Consider the following 19,590-nt stretch of genomic DNA (forward strand, 5'->3'; position numbering starts at 1 on the left):
GTAATTCTAATTTTTCACTTCAATAAACTGACCAACATTATTGATTACTAGATCCCAATCCGAATGAGAGAGATGTTCATAATCATGATTGGAGTCAACGTTAACCATTTCAACTGACGTTGAGAGATGGTATTTTTCTTGAACATCAGCGCCACCATACTCATCAAAGCGTCCTTGGATTATTAGGACGGGGGTTTGGATACCTTCTAAAACCGCAGTCCTTTTTATATCCTCTGGTTCTTCTGGGTGTTTAAAGGGGTAGCCAAAGCAGATGATTCTTTTTATGTGTATGTGATGGGCCAAGTTGGCGGCTATTCTACCGCCAACCGAATGAGACAAAATGGTTATAGAGCGATGATGACCAAGAAAGATTAGCAAGCCTTTACATAGTTGAAGGTGGTCATTGAATTCAAAATCCTTCTCATGCTTTGGCCAATTGGGCCATATCACTAAATAATTTTTATAACAAAGTTTATTTAATAGGCTATCAAGCGGTGCTGAGTACTTATTTGAATTGCTTCTACCAATGATAAAAATTATATTGATGCTTGATAGGTCACCAATATAGGCTATCTCGTTGCCGTTAATTTGTGTGAACTGTTGCTCCATAAGAAGTTGAGCAATCTATAAAAGGAGTTTTAATGCTATTTTAATTTGCTAAAACGGCAGCTTTGAATCAGGCTTCGCAGCCAGCAATACCGCCTTAAATTCTGCCTGAATGCGTTTAATCGCCTCTTCACTATCAGCCTCAAAACGCATCACCACTACTGGAGTGGTATTGGATGGTCTAGCCAGACCAAAGCCATCGGCATATTCCACGCGGACACCATCAATCGTATTGATGGATTCAGAAGTAGGGAACTTGGCATTCGCTTTAATAGTTTCAAGTAAGGCAAATGGCTCACCTTCGGCACAAGCTAATTGCAGCTCAGGCGTGCAAATGGCATTAGGCAAATCATTGAGCGTTTGATTTGGATCTTTCTCTTTAGAAAGGATTTCCAATAAACGTGCGCCTGTGTATAAGCCATCATCAAAACCAAACCAACGGTCCTTAAAGAAGATGTGACCAGACATTTCACCGGCTAGAGGTGCGCCAGTTTCTTTAAGCTTCGCTTTGACTAAAGAGTGACCTGTCTTCCACATCAAAGGTTCGCCACCATGTTGTTTTACATAAGTTGCAAGATTGCGGGTGCATTTGACATCATAAATAATCTGGCCACCAGGATTGCGTGAGAGCACATCTTTAGCAAAGAGCATCATTTGACGGTCTGGAAAAATCACCTGACCATCTTTAGTGACTACACCCAAGCGATCGGCATCACCATCAAAGGCAAGACCCAGTTCATTATCGGTAGTTTGTAAGTTCTTAATGAGATCTTGTAAGTTCTCAATATGTGCAGGATCTGGATGGTGATTCGGAAAATGACCATCTACTTCGCAAAAGAGTTCTTGTACTTCGCAGCCTAAGGCTCTGAAGAGTTTCCCGGCAAAAGCGCCACCAACACCATTACCGCAATCCACCACAATCTTCATAGGACGAGCCAACTTAACATCGCTCACAATGCGCTCTAGGTACATTGGGAAGATATCAAAAGTGCTTCGCTTGCCTTGACCGCTAGCAAATTGCTTAGCTTCAATGCGTTTACGTAATGCCTGAATTTGATCGCCGTAGATTGCAGCGCCACCCAAAACCATCTTAAAACCGTTGTAATTCGGGGGGTTATGACTACCGGTAATCATAATGCCGGACTTCGGCTTTTTGCCATTGATCTCTTGGTTTGCTCCAAAGTAGACCATGGGTGTCGCAACCATGCCCAAGTCAATCACATTGATGCCGGTAGAAAGCAGACCCTCGGTTAATGCCTCAATCAAGCTAGGTCCTGATAAACGACCATCGCGTCCGATAACGATTTCTGTTTCACCAAGTTCACGCATTTCTGTACCAAAGGCTTGGCCAATCAGCTTGGCAATCGATGGATCTACCGTCTCATCAATGATGCCGCGAATATCATAAGCTTTGAAAATGGATGGAGAGAGTTGCATGAGTCTTCTTTCGATGTCTAGGCTGAAGCTAGAGCTAATAAAACTATTGATTAAATAAATTAATGCGGGCTGCAGTTACTTCATCAATACCAGAATCCGCCTGAGCAAAGCCACCATTCTTTAAGGCGGCCTCGATCGGCTTGGCAAGGACTTTGCCAAGCTCTACGCCCGGTTGATCAAAGCTATTAATGTTCCACAAAGCGCCAAGTGCAGCGGTGCGATTTTCATACAGCGCTAAGAGTGCCCCTAAATAGAAGGCATTGAGCTTAGGCAGTATCAGTAGATTGCTAGGGCGTTTGCCTGGGTAAGTATTGTTTGGGTTATCCGTCTTCTTGCCATTAGCCAGCGCCTGGGCTTGAGCCAAGCAGTTAGACAAGAGGATGCGGTGATGTTCTTTTGCCTCGGGCAAGTGACTCATCGGCTCACGTACCGCAATAAAATCAATTGGAATGATTTCTGTACCTTGATGTAATAGCTGGAAGTAGGAGTGCTGCGCATTACTGCCGGAACTACCAAACACTACGGGGCAAGAAAACTTTACTGGCTTGCCATCGCGGTCAACACTCTTGCCATTGCTTTCCATATCCAGCTGTTGTAACCACTTCGGAAACCAATCCAATGCATCAGCATACGGAATGACTGCATAAGACTTGATGTTGTGTTTTTCTTGCTGATAGAGCAGGCTCAGCGCCATAATCACTGGCAGATTTTCTTCAATTGGGGCAGACTTAAAGTGCTGATCCATTGCTTGGGCACCGGCCAGGAACTGCATAAAAGTATCAAATCCATATTGCAAGGCAATTGGTAATCCAACTGCAGACCATACTGAGTAACGACCGCCCACCCAATCCCAGAAGGGGTAGATATGGTCTTGGTCAATGCCAAACGCTTCTGCGGCAGGAACGTTAGCTGTTACAGCAAAAAGTGATTTGCTTACTTGAGTATCAGTAAGGCCGTTATTTTTAAGCCACTTCACCACCGCTTTGGCATTCATCGTGGTCTCAAGTGTTGTGAAGGACTTGGAGACAATGATGACTTTAGTGCTGTGCGGTAAAGCACGTTGCAAAATGCGATTCAGTTCTGCGGTATCAATATTGGCCAGGAAATGCATGCGCATGCCACGACTCTCGATGTCGGGAACATGTGCTAAAGCCTCAATCGCTAAACGGGGACCAAAATCAGATCCGCCAATACCAATATGGATGACATCTGTAACGCCGACCCAGGTATTACAAAGTGTTTCAATACGATGCCAAACTTGTGCAACATCTGGCATGACATCTTTGCCATTTACCAAAACCGGAGTTTTATCCAGATTACGCAGGGCAGAGTGGATAGCGGGGCGATTCTCAGAGTTATTCACTGGCTTACCAGCGAATAGATCAGCAATAAATTGCTCTAAATGAGCTTCTTTAGCCTGCTTGAAGAGGGATTTCCAGCTAGCAGCATTAATACCCTGATAAGCGCTATCTAAAACGATATCTTGGGTGCTAAATAGGGTTTTCGGGTTATCTGCAGCTGGTTTTGAAGACATCTATAGATTTTATCAAGAAGTGCCCCAAAACCCACTAAAACACTGAAAATGTTACGATTTCAGGATGCAGATAACAAAAATTCAAGGCTTGGGCAGATAAATGGATCAAGTCGACTGTGTCGTCATCGGAGCCGGGGTAGTTGGATTGGCCGTTGCCAGAGAAATGGCGCTTCAGGGCAGAGAAACGATTTTGCTCGAGCGCGAAGCTTCTTTTGGCACGATTAGTAGCGCGCGCAATAGCGAAGTTATTCACGCTGGCATCTATTACCCCAAAGACTCCCTAAAGGCCAAGCTCTGTGTTGAGGGTAATCGCATGCTTTATGAGTATTGCCGGAGCCATCAAGTAGCTACGCAGCCTTACGGCAAACTTATCGTGGCTACTGATCCAAGCCAAATTGATGATTTGCAAGCCATTTTGTACAAAGCTCAGAACAACGGCGTGCCTGAGATCAAGATGATTTCGGGGGATGAGGCCAAGCAGCTAGAGCCACAACTCAATTGTGTAGCAGCCATTTTGTCTTCAAGTACAGGCATTGTCGATAGCCATGGATTCATGCTTTCCCTCTTAGGTGGCTTTGAGGATGCGGGTGGCATGGTGGCTTATCAGTCACCGCTGATCAGTGCAAAGCCCATCGGTGAAAACGCCAAAGAGGGCTTTGAATTGGATATTGGTGGCGCTGATGGAATGAGGATTCAAACAAAGCTTCTGATTAATTGCGCAGGTATGAGTGCTCCAGCAGTGGCACAAAAAATTGCATCGTTAAGCAAGGATCAAATTCCAAAAGCATATTTTGCTAAAGGAAATTATTTTTCTCTTTCAGGAAAGTCACCATTTAATCATTTGATATATCCCATTCCTGAGCCTGGTGGTCTAGGGGTGCATCTCACTTTAGATATGGGTGGACAAGCCAAATTTGGTCCCGATGTGGAATGGCTTGAAATCGATGAAGAAAACCAAATTGATTACACGGTCAACCCCAAAAGAGGTGAGGGCTTTTATGAAGCAGTAAGGCGCTATTGGCCAGGACTTAAAGACCGGGCATTAAAACCCGATTATTCAGGTGTCAGAGCCAAAATAGTCCCACCTAATGCCCCGGCAGGCGACTTTTGTTTTAACACCCCTGAAGACCACGGACTCCAGGGCCTCTTTAATCTATATGGCTTTGAGTCCCCCGGACTAACCTCCAGCCTTGCAATTGCCAAGCATTTAGAGGGTTTAATTAAGAGGTCTTAATCTGCTTGGGCTCGATATTCGAATGGGTTCAGTAAATTAATTTTAAATCGCTTGAAGTCTTTTATATTTCTACTGACCACGACGAGTTTCTGATCAATAGCTGTCGCTGCGATCATGGCATCTTCCCAAACGGTATTACTTTCTTTATGCATGAGCTTTGCCCACAATCTAAAGGTTGATCCCGTCATCGGTAAGACATGATGTGCATTTGAAACTTGTTGCAACCAACTTTCTAAAGACTCTGCTTTATTTTTATCTTGCTCACGAGTCAACTCAATGCCTGCTTGAATTTCACCGATCGAGACCGCGGAAATATAAAGATCATTATCTGAAATGTTGTCATACCACTCTAATACTGCTCCATGCGGTTTTGGTTTACGTAGTTCTGAAATAATATTGGTGTCTAGTAAGTACATGAGCAGTCTTACAGTTTGATGGATTTTCGAAATGCACCTTGGCCACGCTTTGGCAGCACTAGGTCACCCTTGGCTTGCCCTGAAAGCAAAAGCGATTTAAGGGAAGGTTTGGCTAACTTTTTCAATGTATTCCATTCCTGGATGGTGATTAATACGGCTGCTTCATGCCCCCGCTTAGTAACTACTTGAGGACCTTCTTCAAGGCAGGCGTTTAGTAACTCGCTAAATTTTGCTTTGGCATCTTGAACTGCCCAGTGCTTATTCATCACCCATGCTCCTGACTAGTTATCTGACTAGTTTATCAGAGAAAAGGCTATATTGATTGGCGCACATAGAGTATTTAAGCCAACGGAAGAGATCTTTAAAAGCAGGCTTAATGCATATTTTAGTAGGAGCTCACCGAATTCCTTATAATCTAGGACTCAATTCGCAAAGGAAGAGTGGCAGAGCGGTTGAATGCACCAGTCTTGAAAACTGGCGAGGATGAAAGTCCTCCGTGAGTTCGAATCTCACCTCTTCCGCCAAGTCAAAATAAAAGCCCAGCAATCACTTGCCGGGCTTTTGTCTTTCTAACCACCAGAAAAGAGCTACGAAGGCGCTTTCATAGAGCTACTGCATTTCTTGATTACTTCTTAGCTGGTGCGCTAACTACTGCAGCAATAGCTTCTGTGTAAACCACTTTTACTTGATCGTTTACGGCAATATCTTTCATCAGGTCAGGGTTCTGAACCTTAACCTTGAAGATGTTTCCTTGTGGACCTTTTAAAGAAACGGTATTTTTAGCTGTATCAATAGATTCAACATTAGCTGTTGCAGTAACAGTGTTTGTAGTAATCATGCCTGGCTTATCGCCTTTTGGAGCAGTTGTAGTGCTGGTGCTAACTTGCTCACTAGTTGTGCCTGGATTTTTTACCTTGACCAATTCAATGGCTACAGCGAGTTCATAAACAACATCAAAATGGTCACCCACTTTAATTTCTGCAAAGTTCTTTACTTCAGGACCAGCAACGATAGATGTTTCACCATCCTTGTTTTTTAAAGTAACAGTGCGAGTTGCAGCATCGATCTTGGTTACTTCGCCGTCATAAAGAAGTGCGGCTTCTTGGGCGGCTACACCAGCGATAGGTGCTTTTGGTTTTGTGAGGTAAAAGTAGCCGCCAACGGCAATTGCAGCAACAACGACAGCAATGATAATTTTTTTCATAATGGTTTGATCCTTAAGATATTTAAAGCGCATCACCAATAGCTGGTAATGCGGTAATTGGTAAATACTATCGAAACAGCATTTGTGACCATTGTATTACTCCTGGTAGCAATAACGCATCAATCTCTTTATTTATAAAAACAATCCCACCTGTATGCTCAAGGAAGTGGTTCCTGAGCTTGTTGTCACCGTAGGTTGCAAGCTACCTACGTCATCGTATGGGAATCCATAAGCAAGCCCATTGGTATTGAATTGATGAAACTTCTGAGCCCAAGTATTCGATGTTGAACTTGCATAGTTGCCGCTCAATGGAGGTGAGAAGCTGGCTCCGAGCGTGTCATTCAATGAGTAGTTGGCATTGGCCATTGTTCCTCGTTGAAAGGCAGCAGCAATCATCTTTTGTACATTCTTTTGAGCGCCAGATCCACTAGCTAAAGAATTGGCGCATTGCCATACATCATAGGAAGTAATTTGAGTATTTGTGAATTGAACGCTGCCACCACTATTCCAACTAGATGCGCTTGCAAGATTTCCTGTTTTGAAGGAAAGAACTCCGCCGCTAACCATTCCCGAGTAATAACCAGACGCTGCATCATAAGTCACGACAGGAGTGCTGGTCCAGTTGGAGTACCAAGTGGCAATTGTGCTGGTAAAGAATGTATCACTTGCAGTTGCAACTGTTTTGGGTGAGACGGCACGTAATGTGTTGGCTGTATAGACGCTAGCTGGATAGGCATCTGCACTCACGCCAGTGGTAGGGACCGCAACAGAGCTATTAAAAAGAGCGTTGGATAGGCTAGCCAAATTACTCAAGATAGAAGAGCGGCTGGTATTGAGAACGCCTTGTTCTCCACCAGTCATTCCGGTTCCGGTTGCTGTCATAGAGATTGGGAAGCCAAATTGATCCACTTGGGTAGTGTTGATGTTGAGCGCTTGATTGCTATCAAATGAGAACTCTAGCCAATCGTACAAACTAAGAGAACCAGGAGTGCCAGATGCTAAAGCGGGGGCGGTATAGCCTGTTGCCGGAAAGCCAGTAGTTTGATTGGTATTGACCCCAGCAAGAGGGGTAAATGGAAGAAGGGGCTTTCCAATTGAAATGTAAATACGACCGCTAAACGCATTGGTACCAGTTCCTAGATTCGGAATATTACTAAATAGGGCAAGATCCGCTACTAAGGTGGCACAACTACGATCCAGTGGAAGGGAATAGTCAGCCCAAACAGTGGGGCAGTTGGTTGTTGCGCTGGTGCTGCCGGTGGTCATCCCAGCACAGGTGCCTGCTGCATTGGTATTGTCAGCCGTGGGATTCATTTCAACTGGTCCAGTTGCGGATTTGTAACGATAGTAGGTGTTTCCGCCTGCAGCAGTTAGGCCAACAATATAGGCATACATTGGAACGGTAGCCGGAATGCCGGTTGCACCTACGCTAGCATCAATGGTCAAAGGAATGGTGGCTAATGCGCCTGCACAAACGGGCGCGCTCGTACCTTTGGAGGAGGTTCCGCCGCCGGAAGAGCTGGAAGATGATCCACCACTAGAGCCACCGCCACAGGCGATCAGAATGCCGCTGGTGCCTAAAGCGCCAACTCCTTTAAGGATAAGACGACGATTTTCATTGATTTTTTTCATGTGTTTTTCCTCAAAGCGAGCAAATGCTCGATAAATTAGCCTAAAAGCTAATATTGATCATTCTCTCGTTCGGGGCGGAGGTCAACGAATGATTTGATTTACATCAAATCTTCGCTCCTTTTAGTGGGTTTAAAAGCTAGCAGCTAGCCCGATAGAGGTGCCATGCACATTTTGACCAAATTGGTAGCGAAATACAACCCTAACCCTTGTGAAAATGGGATCCGAGGCACTTCGATCTAATTCAATGCCGGTGCCAATGGAGGATAAGGAGTTAAAGCCCAGTGCCCCTCGTAAGTCGCCCAGGAACTCGGTATGCGCCACCTCAAATACCGCTCGTAGTGGTCTATCCAATAATGTAATTGGGGTTGGAATGCGACTGCGAGCCCAAAGTGCCAGACTTTGTGAATCTGCTGAACCTTGGACCGCAGTTGAGGTGTCAAATGTTTGTACCGGGATATTGGTGTAACGCAGCTCGACATCAATTTCTTGATCGGGTTTGTAGTTCTCATAATCCAGCATGACTGAGCCACCCAAACCATAGGAGTTCATGCGTCCACCATTGAGAAACTGCAAGTCCACGCCTTTCTGATTTTGAATCACTCGAGAGGCGATCGAAAGGTCACTTTCGAGATGGCCCAGCATGACATTAGCTATAGGTCGAAAGCGCAACTCATTGGTAATGGGAAAATCCCAACCAATACCGCCGGTGCCTGTGATGCTGTTCCAATGAACTGGTACCGTAACGGATGTATTGGCGATTCCATCACTAAACGTTGGGTTGTAACGATTAACCGCTAAGGTTCCCTCTAAATAGAGGGGAAAGTTTGCGCTAATTCGATCACCACCCCCTAGAGAAATCATCTGTAAATCCGAGTTATCGCCGCCATTGTTACGGATTGATAAGGAGCCTGTTGTGACATCGGGAGTAAGCGAGTACCCGGTAATAGTCATAAAGGCATCGGCACGCTTTTTAAGGTAATTGTTAGCGGCGTTATAAAAAGCGGATTGGGCATGAGCAAAGCCCATCCCAGCGGCGAATAGGGTGACAAAGAAAGAGAGTTGGGATCTACTAAAAAGCCGCATGACACGCATTTTAGCGAATCAATTCGGTGGATGTACCATAGCAAACATGAAGCTGCTCATTTCTATCTACTTCTTTATTCTGGCCATCATTCAGATGGGGCTGTTTTTTGGTATTTATCACTATTACCGCTCCCAAAATCTTCTTAAACCAAGCTTGTACTGGATGTCCTCGCTAATAGTGAGCGTAGTGGGCCTATTTATTTTTGGGGCCGGGATCATAACCATCCAAAATATTGCCAACCCTGAATTTAATTTCACGATAGCCAATAGCTTCTTTTATATCGCCGCGCTGTTGCAAGCACTTTTTTGCCAGTCACTCAATCGAGAAGTTTCAAGGCAGGTAAAGATATTTGCTTCAGTATCAGTCCTCATTTTTATGCCCACATTCGAATACATGCGCCTTTATGGGACTTTTGAGTTTCGCACTCTTGTCATGGCTAGTATTGCAAGTATTTTTTATTGCTGGCAAATTTATGAGTTAGCAATAAAAAGAAAATCATCACCCTCAAAGCAATTGCTTTATATGCAATGTGCAAGCTTTGCCGAAATATTTTTTGCAATCGGTCGTTTTGTTATATTAGTTGCATCAGCATTAAGTATTGAGCATGTTGAGCAGATACCGCAAATACTGATTCTCTTTACCATCTCGCAATTGGTGATGAACACGCTTTCATATATTGCGATTGGTAGTTATTGGGCCGAACAAGTCGTAGTGGCCAATATCAATGCAACGACTGAAAATCAAACCACTAAAAAATTATTGCAGGAGCGTGATCTCTTGATTGCTTCGCTCTTAAAGGCCAATAAGACCGCCAGTACCGGGGCTTTGTCAGCCTCCATTGCACATGAGCTCAATCAGCCCTTGGGCGCCTCTAGTCTAAATATTCAATTTTTACAAAAGAAGCTATCTGAAGGGGAGTTAAATCCTGCGTTACAGAATAAAGTGTTGGATTCATTATTGGCAGACAATCAGCGTGCAGCAAGTATTATTCGTTCCCTTAGATCAGTATTCGCTGATGAAAAGATGGCATCTGCCAAAGTTGACCTTGCTGAATTAATTGACTTAGTGTTGACCATTGCTCGACCAGAAATTATTAAGCAGAATATTCAGATGGTTCTCAAGTTGGAGGAAAACTTGTTTATCACTGCCAATAAAGGTGAGATTCAACAAGTACTATTGAATTTGGTCAACAACGCAATTGATGCATTGAAGTCGACTGTAAATTTAAATAAATCTATTACGATTCGAGGTGAGCACAGTAGTGCTGGTGTTCAAATATCGATCGCAGACACAGGCTCAGGAATTGATGAACAAGTGCAGGCCCATATGTTTGAGCTGCTTTCAACCACCAAGAGTTCCGGTATGGGAATTGGTCTCTGGTTGTGTAAGCATATTGTGATGAGGCACGGCGGATCTATCTGGTTTGAGTCATTCCCAGATAAGGGAGCTACCTTTTTCGTTGGTTTACCTGTAGTTGCAGTCTACGCAATTTAATATCCTGAATAGACTGACATTAGCTGTGGGGCTAATTGCCATTGATTAGCTCAAACATATCATTGAAGTAATCAAAACACTCTTACTTTGGGCTTTTATGAAAATCAAACTCACACAGTTTTCGGTTGTAGCAACATTAATGACCTCTGGGTTAGCAATGGCGGCAGGGGGTGGTGGTGTGGTTGCGGATCCAGGCGCTATGCAGGGGAAGCATTTCGATCCAAAAGGTAAGGCGCCGTCAAGCTATACGGTTGAGCTGCAAAATGGATTGCGTAAGACGCTACCTTTCGAAGATAAGCGTGATTTTGAGGAATCCAAAAAAGGCTTCATAGCAGCCCCGCCATATAAAACGATCATGGCCGATGCTGGCAACGTGGCATGGGACATGGGTAGTTATGAATTTCTCCTGCAGGGCAAAGACTTTGATAGCGTGCATCCTTCATTGCAACGTCAAGCCATTCTCAATATGGGATACGGCTTGTACGAAGTGGTTCCAGGAAAGATTTATCAAGTACGGGGCTTTGACTTAGCCAACATTAGCTTTATTAAGACGAATACGGGCTGGATTGTGTTTGATCCATTGACCGCCAAAGAAACAGCCCGTGCTGCACTTGAGCTCGTAAATGAAAAGCTCGGCAAACGTCCGGTAGTGGCCGTGGTGTATTCGCACTCGCATGGAGACCACTTTGGCGGTGTGCGCGGGGTGGTTGATGAGGCTGATGTGAAGAGTGGCAAAGTAAAGGTCATTGCGCCAGCTGGCTTTATGGATCATGCGATTGCTGAAAATGTCTACGCAGGCAATGCTATGACTCGCAGAATGTACTTTCAGTACGGCGTATTATTGCCTCGCAGCCCATTTGGCCACGTCGATCAATCCATTGGCAAAAACACTGCTGCTGGTAATTTGGGGTTGATTGAGCCTAACGTCTATATCAATCAGCCTTATGAAAAAATGACGGTCGATGGCGTAGAAATGGAATTCCAAAACACTCCGGGCACTGAAGCTCCTGCGGAGATGAATACCTACTTTCCGCAATTTAAAGCATTCTGGGCGGCAGAAAATATCACGGGAACGATTCACAATATCTATACCTTGCGCGGCGCCTTGGTGCGCGACTCATTGGCATGGTCTAAGAATATTAACAATGCGTTATATCGCTATGGCAATGAGAGTGAAGTGATGTTTGCATCGCATACCTGGCCACGCTGGGGTAATGAACGCATTCAGGAAGTAATGCGCACACAACGCGATAGTTATGCTCACCTGCATAACGAAGTGCTCCACCTAGCAAACAATGGCGTCACTATTAATGAAATTCAGAACGTTTACAAGCAGCCTGAGAGCTTGAAGAAGCAGTGGGCTGCCCATAGCTATCATGGCTCTGAGGAGCACAATAGCCGCGCTGTGATTAATCGCTACCTTGGTTACTGGGATGCCAACCCAGCAACATTAGCGCCGTTGTCACCAAAAGATTCCGCACCTTTATATGTGGAGATGATGGGTGGCTCAGCCAAGATTATGGCCAAGGGTAAGGAGCTTTATAAGCAGGGCAAATACCGTGAAGCGATGGAAATCGTCAATAAATTAGTCTATGCACAGCCAAACAATACGGCCGCCAAAGATTTACTGGCTGATATTTTTGAGCAGATTGGCTACCAAAAAGAAAGCCCAAGTATGCGCAATAGCTTCTTGGGAGCCGCTTATGAACTACGCCATGGCATGCCTTCAGGGGCGTCACCGAAATCCAATGGTCCAGACATGATTAAAGGCATGACAACCGAACTCTGGCTCAATGCTTTGGCAATCAGCATGGATAGTAAAAAAGCTGCGGACATGAACTTTGTGATCAATCTTTCCACTCCAGATAATGGTGAAAAATTTGTGATTGAGATGAGCAATTCTGCTTTAACCAATATTAAAGGTCAGCAGGCCAAGAACCCAAATCTGACCATCACACTTAATCGGAGTGATCTTGAGCAGGTGATGGGTGGACAAACAACTTTTGAAAAGTTGCTAGCTGAAGGTAAGGTGAAGTTCGATGGCGATCGCAAATCATTCGACCAACTTAGAAGCACCCTGACAGTCTTTGCGCCTGATTTTGAACTCATGCCAGGTACCAAAGGTAAGGCTACTCCAAAACCAGCCGCTCCCGCTAAGGATCCATTCTCAGCTCAGGAGATGGCAATTACTGCTGGTGAGTAATTAAGAAGTACCCCTCTTGGTAGTTAAAAATGACTCTGCGGAGTCCTTTTTAACTATCTTATTACTAAATCTTTTTGTTTATTAAGCTGCAAACTACGGGGCAAAGGCGCCACCCGCTTCAAGAGACTTCAGTTCATCACCAGTAATACCTAGTTCTGCAAGAAGCTCATTGGTATGTTCACCCAACAAAGGAGGGTGACGATAGACCTTCTGTGGCGTGCCATTCATTTTGACGGCAAAGCCAATATTCGGAACTTTGCCTTCTATCGGATGATCAATGTCCATCCGCATCTTGCGATGGCGGCCATGTTCGCTATCAAATGCCTCTGGGTAGGTATTAATTGGGCCTGCTGGAATGCCGGAAGCCAATAAAGCATCAACCCATTGATCAGCAGTTTTATTGGCAAAGGACTTTTCTAATTCAATAGCGAGTTCTAATCGATTCGCTAGACGCAGTGGATTCGTTTTAAAGCGTGCATCTTCAAATAATTCTGGGCGCTCAATCTTGTCGCATAGTAACTTCCAGAGTTTTTGATTGGTTGCACCCATCACAAAATAACCATCGGCAGCTTTCATGGCCTGATAGGGCGCGCTCATATGATTCGCTGTGCCAAGCTTATAAGGCTCCACGCCAGTACCCCAGTATTGGGCTGTATCCCAGATGGAGAATGCCAAAGCAGAATCAAAGAGTGAGGCATCAATAAACTGACCTTCACCCGTTTTGGTTTTGCCAATATATGCCGACAATATTCCATAGACCGCAAAAAGTGCGCAGCCAATATCAGCTACCGGAACTCCGGCTTTAACGGGGGGGCCATCTGGATAACCTGTGACACTCATGACGCCAGACATTGCCTGAGCCATGAGATCAAAACCCGGGCGATCTGCCCATGGACCAGTTTGGCCAAAGCCAGAAATACTGGCATAGACCAAACCAGGATTGATATCTTTTAAGGAGGTGTAATCAATTCCTAGTTTTTTCATCACCCCAGGGCGATAGTTCTCCACCAAAATATCTGCAGTCTTGACTAACTCGAAAAATACTTTCTTACCAGCATCGGTTTTGAGATTTAAGGTGAGACTACGTTTATTGCGGTTCATGTTCAGAAAGCCCATGCTGTCTGAACCTTTCATCTTGAAACCCATCGCACCGCGTGTCTGATCGCCGGTACCAGGAGGCTCAATTTTGATGACATCAGCACCAAGGTCGGCCAAGAGCATGCAGCAGTAAGGGCCGGCCATGACCTGGCTGACGTCAAGCACACGTACTCCTGAGAGGGGTAATGGCCTTGATCCATCACGCGCGCTATTTAAAGCGTCATTTATAGGTGTTTTCGTCATTGTCTCGTTGCTTCTTATATGTTTAGAATTAGCCTCTAATAGTATCAAACACAATAAAAACAATTTTGGAGACTTTATGTTGCTTAAATCGCCTCAGTGGGCCATTCGTAGTTTGCTCGCAATTACGCTAGCCACGAGTTCTTTCTTCGCTTTAGGTCAGCAGTCTTACCCAACAAAACCAATCCGACTGATTGTGGGTTTTGCACCTGGTGGTGGTACCGATATTGTTGCTCGAGCCCTAGCTCCAAAAATGGGTGAGATTCTCGGTCAAAGCGTGATTGTGGAAAATAAATCTGGTGCGGCGGGAACAATTGCAGCCGATCAAGTTTCCAAGTCGAATCCGGATGGCTACACTTTACTAGTAGGTCACTCTAACTCCAATGCGATTGCGCCATTTGTGCTGACTAACGTTCAATACAATCCTGCAACGGATTTCACTCCCATTACTTATTTGGGATATGTTCCTAATGTTTTAGTAGTGAAGGCTTCATTGCCTGTGAACTCAGTATCACAATTGATTTCCCTTGCTAAAGCAAATCCAGGTCAGATGACTTATGGATCCTCTGGCATTGGCAGTACTCAACATTTAGCAGGCGCTTTATTTGCCAAGATTGCTGGTATCCAGCTTAATCACGTTCCTTATAAGGGTAGCGGTCAAGCCATTATTGATTTGCTTGGCGGGCAAATTACGATGAACTTTGATACCTTGCCACCGAACTTGCAGCAAATTAAAGACGGCAGCTTGAAGGCTTTGGCAATCTCCACTCCAAAACGATTATCTATTCTTCCAAACGTACCTACGTTTAACGAAGTGGGTATTACAGGATTTGACGTCACTAACTGGTACTCCATCATGGGTCCAAAGGGTATGGATCCAGCAGTAGTGAACAAGATTGACCAAGCTGTTAAAGCCGCTATGGCTGATCCACAAATTAAAAAGACACTTGATTCTCAGGGCTTACAGCCTGAGGGGCCAGCAACACCTGCAGCATTTAGTTTGTTCTTGGCTGGCGAACTGGCTAAATACCAGCGTTTAGTAAAGAGTTTGAATATTAAGGCTGAATAAGCGTTTTATGACTGTACAAAATAAGGTGGGTAATATTGCGCAGGTCTCACTAGAGATACGCGGCAATGTTGCTCACATTACCTTTGATCATGTAGCAGCTCGCAACGCAATGACAGTAGGGATGTATCAAAGCCTGAAGTCGATCTGTGAAGATATTGCCAAGAATCCAAAGATACGTGTAGCTATCTTGCGCGGCGCTGGCGGCAAGTCTTTTATATCCGGTAGTGATATAGCGCAATTTGCCAGCTTTAAAGATGGTCAAGATGGGATTCTCTATGAAGAGGGTATTGATGATTACCTAGGTCCGCTTGCCACCTTGCCCATCCCAACAATTGCCGTTATCGATGCTATGGCTGTTGGGGGTGGATTAGCAATAGCCAGTTGCTGTGATTTCCGAATCTCAACTCCTGATGCAAAGTTTGGCGTACCTATAGCCAAAACACTTGGTAACTGTTTATCCGCAGGTAATGTTGCTTGGTTGGTGGCGCATCTGAATATCAATATTGTGAAGCGGATGTTGCTATTGGCAGAAATGATTTCAGCTCCAGAGTTACTAAAGCAGGGATTTCTATTGGCAACATACGAACAAGATCAGTTAGGGCATGAGGCCGATGTTCTTGCAGAACGATTGAGTAAATTGGCTCCCATCACCCAAAAATCAAGCAAGCTAGTATTAGCAAGATTAATAAAAAATAATCTGCCTGATTGCAATGATCTCATCAGTGAAACCTATGGCAGTCATGATTTCAAAAACGGAGTTGCTGCTTTTTTAAAGGGCGAGCCACCGATTTGGACTGGTAACTAGCACTCAAGGCAAGTCAATCCAAAAACATCTCTTGAAGATTATTGAGGTAGCGCATTCCTAGTGGAGTGGCTTTCAGCTGACTAGGATTCTCATCTAGCAGCTGCTTATTGCTAGCTTCTGCCAAGGCTTTGCTAATCACGTTTAAAGGCAGGCCTGTACGTTCGCTAAAGGTGTTGGTCGCAACACCATCGGTCAGCCTTAGAGTATTGAGCATGAATTCGAAAGGCAGATCCTTCGCTTCAAGAACTCTAGATTCAATTAATGCATTACCTTTGGTTTCCATTGCTTGCATATAGCTTTCTGGATGACGTTCCCTTACTTGACGAGTAATTTTGTCAGGAAAAGAAATCTTCCCATGAGCACCTGCGCCAATACCAATGTAATCACCAAAGCGCCAGTAGTTCAGATTGTGTTTGCACTCTTGATTTCTCTGCGCATAGGCAGAGACTTCATAACGTTTGTAGCCTGCCTTGGTAAGTAAATCTAAATTCTGCTCAAAGATGGCATCCACTTCATCATCGCTAGGCAATTGCGGAGGAAAGTTTGCAAAGTAGGTATTCTGTTCCAGCGTGAGATTGTAGAAAGACAGATGGGGCGTTTTAAAAGAAAGGGCTGTCTCAATATCTGCCTTGGCTAACTCTAATGTCTGCTTTGGGAGTCCGTACATCAAATCCAGATTCACCGATTTGAAGTGTTTCAGGGCAATTGCTATTGCACGCTTGGCTTCCTCGCCATTGTGTATGCGACCCAAGGCTTTGAGCTGCTCATCTTGAAAGCTCTGAACTCCGATCGACACTCGATTAATCCCTGCCTTTGCAAATCCTGCAAATTTATCTGCCTCAATAGATCCTGGATTTGCCTCCATCGTAATTTCAGCATCGGGCTCAAGGTTCACTCGAGCGCGAACGGCGCAAAGCAGTTGATCCATGCCTTGGGCAGAAAGTAGGCTTGGAGTTCCGCCGCCGATAAAAATACTGTGAACCTGGCGACCCCAAATATTGGGCAATTCAGTTTCCAGATCAGCAATCAGCGCATTAATATAGCGTTGCTCGTCAAAACCTGCTTTACCTTCTTTAATTTGATGTGAATTGAAATCGCAATAAGGGCATTTCTTCTCACACCAAGGAAAATGAATATACAAAGCCAATGGAGGCAATGCAGTCAGCGTTACTTTTTTGGGGTTGGAATTAAGCACGGCTTTTGAGTTGTGCAATCAATTCACGTAGCGCTTGACCCCGGTGACTGATTGAATTCTTTTTTTCTGGCTCTAGCTCAGCGGCGGTGCATTTTTGATCTGGCAAAAAGAAATAGGGGTCATACCCAAAACCATTGCTACCAGCAGCTTCATCAACAATCTGCCCATACCAACGTGTTTGCACAATGATAGGTTCAGGATCATTTGCGCTATTCACGAAAACCAATGCGCACACATAATGCGCACCTCGATCGGCCTGATCTTTTAAATCTTGAATGAGTTTTCGATTGTTCGCAGCATCATCACCTTGCTCACCAGCAAAGCGAGCCGACAAAACGCCAGGCTGGCCATTTAAAGCGTGGGCACATATTCCGGAGTCATCGGCTAATGCAGGCAGGCCTGATGCTGCGCTTGCCTGCCTTGCTTTAGCAAGAGCATTTTCAACAAAGGTGAAATGGGGTTCTTCTGCTGAGGGAATGCCTAATTCACCCTGGGGAATCACTTGAAAGTTCAATGGAGCTAACAGCGCCTGAAACTCTTTTACCTTGCCGGCATTGTTAGATGCGAGAATGAGCTTTTGCATGTCGATCTTTATTTCAATGCATCACTTTGCATTTGGGTGAGCTCTTGAATACCTTGCTCAGCTAAATCTAGGAGTGCATTGAGTTCTGCTCTAGAAAATGCTGCGCCTTCTGCAGTACCTTGAACCTCAATCATCCCACCTTTACCAGTCATAACGACATTCATATCGGTATCGCATGAAGAGTCTTCCGGGTAATCCAAGTCCAACACTGGAACACCTTGATAAATGCCAACAGAAATTGCAGCAACGCTATCAATAATGGGGTCCTTGCTGAGGATGCCACTTTTAAGAAGTTGGTTTACTGCATCACGAGCCGCAACATAGGCGCCAGTAATAGATGCAGTACGTGTTCCGCCATCAGCCTGCAGCACGTCGCAATCGAGGTGAATAGTTCTCTCACCTAATACTTTTAAATCAAAGACGCTACGCATGGCACGGCCAATAAGGCGCTGAATTTCTTGGGTACGACCAGATTGTTTGCCGCGGGCAGCTTCACGATCGCTGCGGGTATGGGTGGAGCGGGGCAGCATGCCGTATTCAGCAGTAACCCAGCCTTCGCCAGAGCCTTTCTTATGTGGAGGCACTTTTTCGAGGATGCTGGCAGTACACAGAACCTTGGTATCCCCAAAGGCGATCAATACTGATCCTTCAGCATGCTTAGTAAAGGCTCTAGAGATGGTTACTGGGCGCAAATCGATGGGCTTACGGCCGCTAGGGCGGGCAATATTGGCTGGGTTTGCTGTGCTCATGGAAAGGGGGTCCTGTGGGGTTGGGGTCTGGATCGGGTCTAGTTCAATAATGAATCTACAATGTCCATATGATATCGAGCATGACTGGTTATGGCAGCGCTTCTCGCCAAGTCTCCCTAGGAGCGGGTGTAGTTGCTGATCTGCAAGTGGAATGTAGGGCTGTTAACAGCCGCTTCCTGGATCTAGGATTTCGTCTTCCGGACGAGTGTCGTGGGGCAGAGTCTGCCTTGCGAGAACTGGCTACCCAAAGCCTATCGCGCGGAAAAGTCGAGTTTAGAGCGGCATGGCGGGTCAATAGCGCCGCAGCAGGTGCTGCCAAAAGTAATCCCCACGCTCTAGGTGCAATTAGTCGCGATCGTCTTGATGCCCTATACACCCTTCAAGAGAAAGCCCAAGAGGCTTTTCCAAAAGCCCAAGAATTGAGTATTGCTGAAGTGTTGCGTTGGCCAGGTATTGTTTCCGAGCCTCGTGGTGAGGAAGATGGCTGGATCACTGCCACAGTTGAAGCTGGGCGCGCCGCCCTAGCAGCCCTCATGGAGAGTCGTCACGCAGAAGGTAAGGCCTTGGTTGGCGTACTTACCGGTATCACTGGCAAGATGCGCGACATTGTTAAAGTGATTGAGCCCAAAGTTCCTGAATATGTAGCTGAGTACCAAAAAAAGCTCACAGAGCGTCTCGCTGAAGCGCTAGCTGCTCAAGAACAAGCCAAGGCGGGTGCTGAGTTAATGGAGCGTATTCGTCAAGAGGTTGTTCTCTATGCAGTACGAATCGATGTAGCTGAAGAGTTTGCGCGCTTAAAGACCCATCTTCAAGCGGTAGACACTGCACTTGCAGGCAAAGGTCCTGTTGGTAAGCGTTTAGATTTTCTAATGCAAGAGCTGAATCGCGAAGCCAACACCCTAAGTTCTAAGTCTGTATCAGAAGAATGCACACAAGCAGCTCTAGAGCTCAAGTTGTTCATAGAGCAAATGCGTGAGCAAGTTCAAAACCTCGAGTAATCCATATTA

The 19,590-nt window shown here is 45.2% G+C and carries 18 protein-coding genes and 1 tRNA gene; 7 read left to right on the forward strand and 12 right to left on the reverse strand.

The features are described from left to right. Positions 1-6: 6 nt before the first annotated feature. From VC159_RS05060 to pgi, 3 genes are read right to left on the reverse strand one after another with little or no spacing between them, the layout of a single operon-like run. On the reverse strand, positions 7-609 hold the full coding sequence (locus VC159_RS05060) for an alpha/beta family hydrolase (RefSeq protein ID WP_323472964.1): 603 nt from the start codon (positions 607-609) through the stop codon (positions 7-9). A gap of 48 nt (positions 610-657) precedes the next feature. Next, positions 658-2,043, reverse strand: coding sequence for a phosphomannomutase/phosphoglucomutase (locus tag VC159_RS05065; protein ID WP_323472965.1), 1,386 nt, complete (start codon positions 2,041-2,043; stop codon positions 658-660). A gap of 43 nt (positions 2,044-2,086) precedes the next feature. Further along, on the reverse strand, positions 2,087-3,577 hold the full coding sequence (gene pgi, locus VC159_RS05070) for a glucose-6-phosphate isomerase (RefSeq protein WP_323472966.1): 1,491 nt from the start codon (positions 3,575-3,577) through the stop codon (positions 2,087-2,089). Between the two features lie 100 nt (positions 3,578-3,677). Here pgi and VC159_RS05075 point away from each other — a divergent pair, with 100 nt between their 5' ends. Continuing rightward, positions 3,678-4,811 (forward strand): NAD(P)/FAD-dependent oxidoreductase, encoded by a 1,134-nt coding sequence (locus VC159_RS05075; RefSeq protein ID WP_323472967.1) that lies wholly within the window; start codon positions 3,678-3,680, stop codon positions 4,809-4,811. Here the strand turns inward: VC159_RS05075 and VC159_RS05080 are convergent. Together VC159_RS05080 and VC159_RS05085 are read right to left on the reverse strand one after the other, a co-directional pair. After that, complete coding sequence (locus VC159_RS05080; RefSeq protein WP_216208741.1) at positions 4,808-5,227, reverse strand: type II toxin-antitoxin system VapC family toxin; 420 nt, start codon at positions 5,225-5,227, stop codon at positions 4,808-4,810. The genes VC159_RS05075 and VC159_RS05080 overlap by 4 nt on opposite strands. Before the next feature lie 8 nt (positions 5,228-5,235). After that, a complete protein-coding gene (locus VC159_RS05085) occupies positions 5,236-5,493 on the reverse strand; it encodes a type II toxin-antitoxin system Phd/YefM family antitoxin (RefSeq protein WP_323472968.1) in 258 nt (85 codons plus the stop codon). 168 nt (positions 5,494-5,661) lie between these two features. On the opposite strand from VC159_RS05085, the gene VC159_RS05090 reads away from it, so the two are divergent. Continuing rightward, a tRNA-Ser gene (locus VC159_RS05090) sits at positions 5,662-5,751 on the forward strand. A gap of 101 nt (positions 5,752-5,852) precedes the next feature. Here the strand turns inward: VC159_RS05090 and VC159_RS05095 are convergent. From VC159_RS05095 to VC159_RS05105, 3 genes are all read right to left on the reverse strand, one after another. Next, positions 5,853-6,431 carry a hypothetical protein gene (locus VC159_RS05095; protein WP_323472969.1) on the reverse strand — a complete coding sequence of 193 codons (579 nt, stop codon included), beginning with the start codon at positions 6,429-6,431 and terminating at the stop codon, positions 5,853-5,855. A 132-nt stretch (positions 6,432-6,563) separates the two neighbouring features. After that, the gene (locus VC159_RS05100; protein ID WP_323472970.1) at positions 6,564-8,063 is read right to left on the reverse strand and encodes a beta-1,3-glucanase family protein; all 1,500 of its coding nucleotides are present in this window, start codon (positions 8,061-8,063) and stop codon (positions 6,564-6,566) included. Positions 8,064-8,192: 129 nt separating this feature from the next. Continuing rightward, entirely contained in the window at positions 8,193-9,146 is a 954-nt protein-coding gene (locus tag VC159_RS05105; RefSeq protein WP_323472971.1) for a hypothetical protein, read from the reverse strand. Between the two features lie 46 nt (positions 9,147-9,192). Between VC159_RS05105 and VC159_RS05110 the strand changes: the two genes are divergently transcribed. After that, entirely contained in the window at positions 9,193-10,641 is a 1,449-nt protein-coding gene (locus tag VC159_RS05110) for a HAMP domain-containing sensor histidine kinase (RefSeq protein ID WP_323472972.1), read from the forward strand. A 97-nt stretch (positions 10,642-10,738) separates the two neighbouring features. Continuing rightward, on the forward strand, positions 10,739-12,844 hold the full coding sequence (locus tag VC159_RS05115) for an alkyl/aryl-sulfatase (protein ID WP_323472973.1): 2,106 nt from the start codon (positions 10,739-10,741) through the stop codon (positions 12,842-12,844). 93 nt (positions 12,845-12,937) lie between these two features. On the opposite strand, the gene VC159_RS05120 is transcribed toward VC159_RS05115, so the two are convergent. Next, positions 12,938-14,185 carry a CoA transferase gene (locus VC159_RS05120; protein WP_323472974.1) on the reverse strand — a complete coding sequence of 416 codons (1,248 nt, stop codon included), beginning with the start codon at positions 14,183-14,185 and terminating at the stop codon, positions 12,938-12,940. A 76-nt stretch (positions 14,186-14,261) separates the two neighbouring features. Here VC159_RS05120 and VC159_RS05125 point away from each other — a divergent pair, with 76 nt between their 5' ends. Continuing rightward, a complete protein-coding gene (locus VC159_RS05125; protein WP_323472975.1) occupies positions 14,262-15,251 on the forward strand; it encodes a tripartite tricarboxylate transporter substrate binding protein in 990 nt (329 codons plus the stop codon). Positions 15,252-15,258: 7 nt separating this feature from the next. Beyond that, the gene (locus VC159_RS05130; protein ID WP_323472976.1) at positions 15,259-16,056 is read left to right on the forward strand and encodes an enoyl-CoA hydratase/isomerase family protein; all 798 of its coding nucleotides are present in this window, start codon (positions 15,259-15,261) and stop codon (positions 16,054-16,056) included. A 13-nt stretch (positions 16,057-16,069) separates the two neighbouring features. Here VC159_RS05130 and hemW read toward each other — a convergent pair whose 3' ends face one another. The 3 genes from hemW to rph are packed head-to-tail and all read right to left on the reverse strand — an operon-like array spanning position 16,070 to position 18,583. Continuing rightward, positions 16,070-17,251: a radical SAM family heme chaperone HemW gene (gene hemW, locus VC159_RS05135; RefSeq protein ID WP_323472977.1), complete on the reverse strand. Its 1,182-nt coding sequence runs from the start codon at positions 17,249-17,251 to the stop codon at positions 16,070-16,072. Then, positions 17,244-17,834, reverse strand: coding sequence for an RdgB/HAM1 family non-canonical purine NTP pyrophosphatase (gene rdgB / locus VC159_RS05140; protein ID WP_323472978.1), 591 nt, complete (start codon positions 17,832-17,834; stop codon positions 17,244-17,246). Before rdgB ends, hemW begins: the two co-directional genes overlap by 8 nt. An 8-nt stretch (positions 17,835-17,842) precedes the next feature. Further along, entirely contained in the window at positions 17,843-18,583 is a 741-nt protein-coding gene (rph, locus tag VC159_RS05145) for a ribonuclease PH (protein ID WP_323472979.1), read from the reverse strand. A gap of 68 nt (positions 18,584-18,651) precedes the next feature. Here rph and VC159_RS05150 point away from each other — a divergent pair, with 68 nt between their 5' ends. Then, positions 18,652-19,581 (forward strand): YicC/YloC family endoribonuclease, encoded by a 930-nt coding sequence (locus tag VC159_RS05150; RefSeq protein WP_323472980.1) that lies wholly within the window; start codon positions 18,652-18,654, stop codon positions 19,579-19,581. Positions 19,582-19,590 lie beyond the last annotated feature (9 nt).

This window comes from Polynucleobacter sp. JS-JIR-II-c23 (genome assembly GCF_035011225.1).
Lineage (GTDB): Bacteria > Pseudomonadota > Gammaproteobacteria > Burkholderiales > Burkholderiaceae > Polynucleobacter.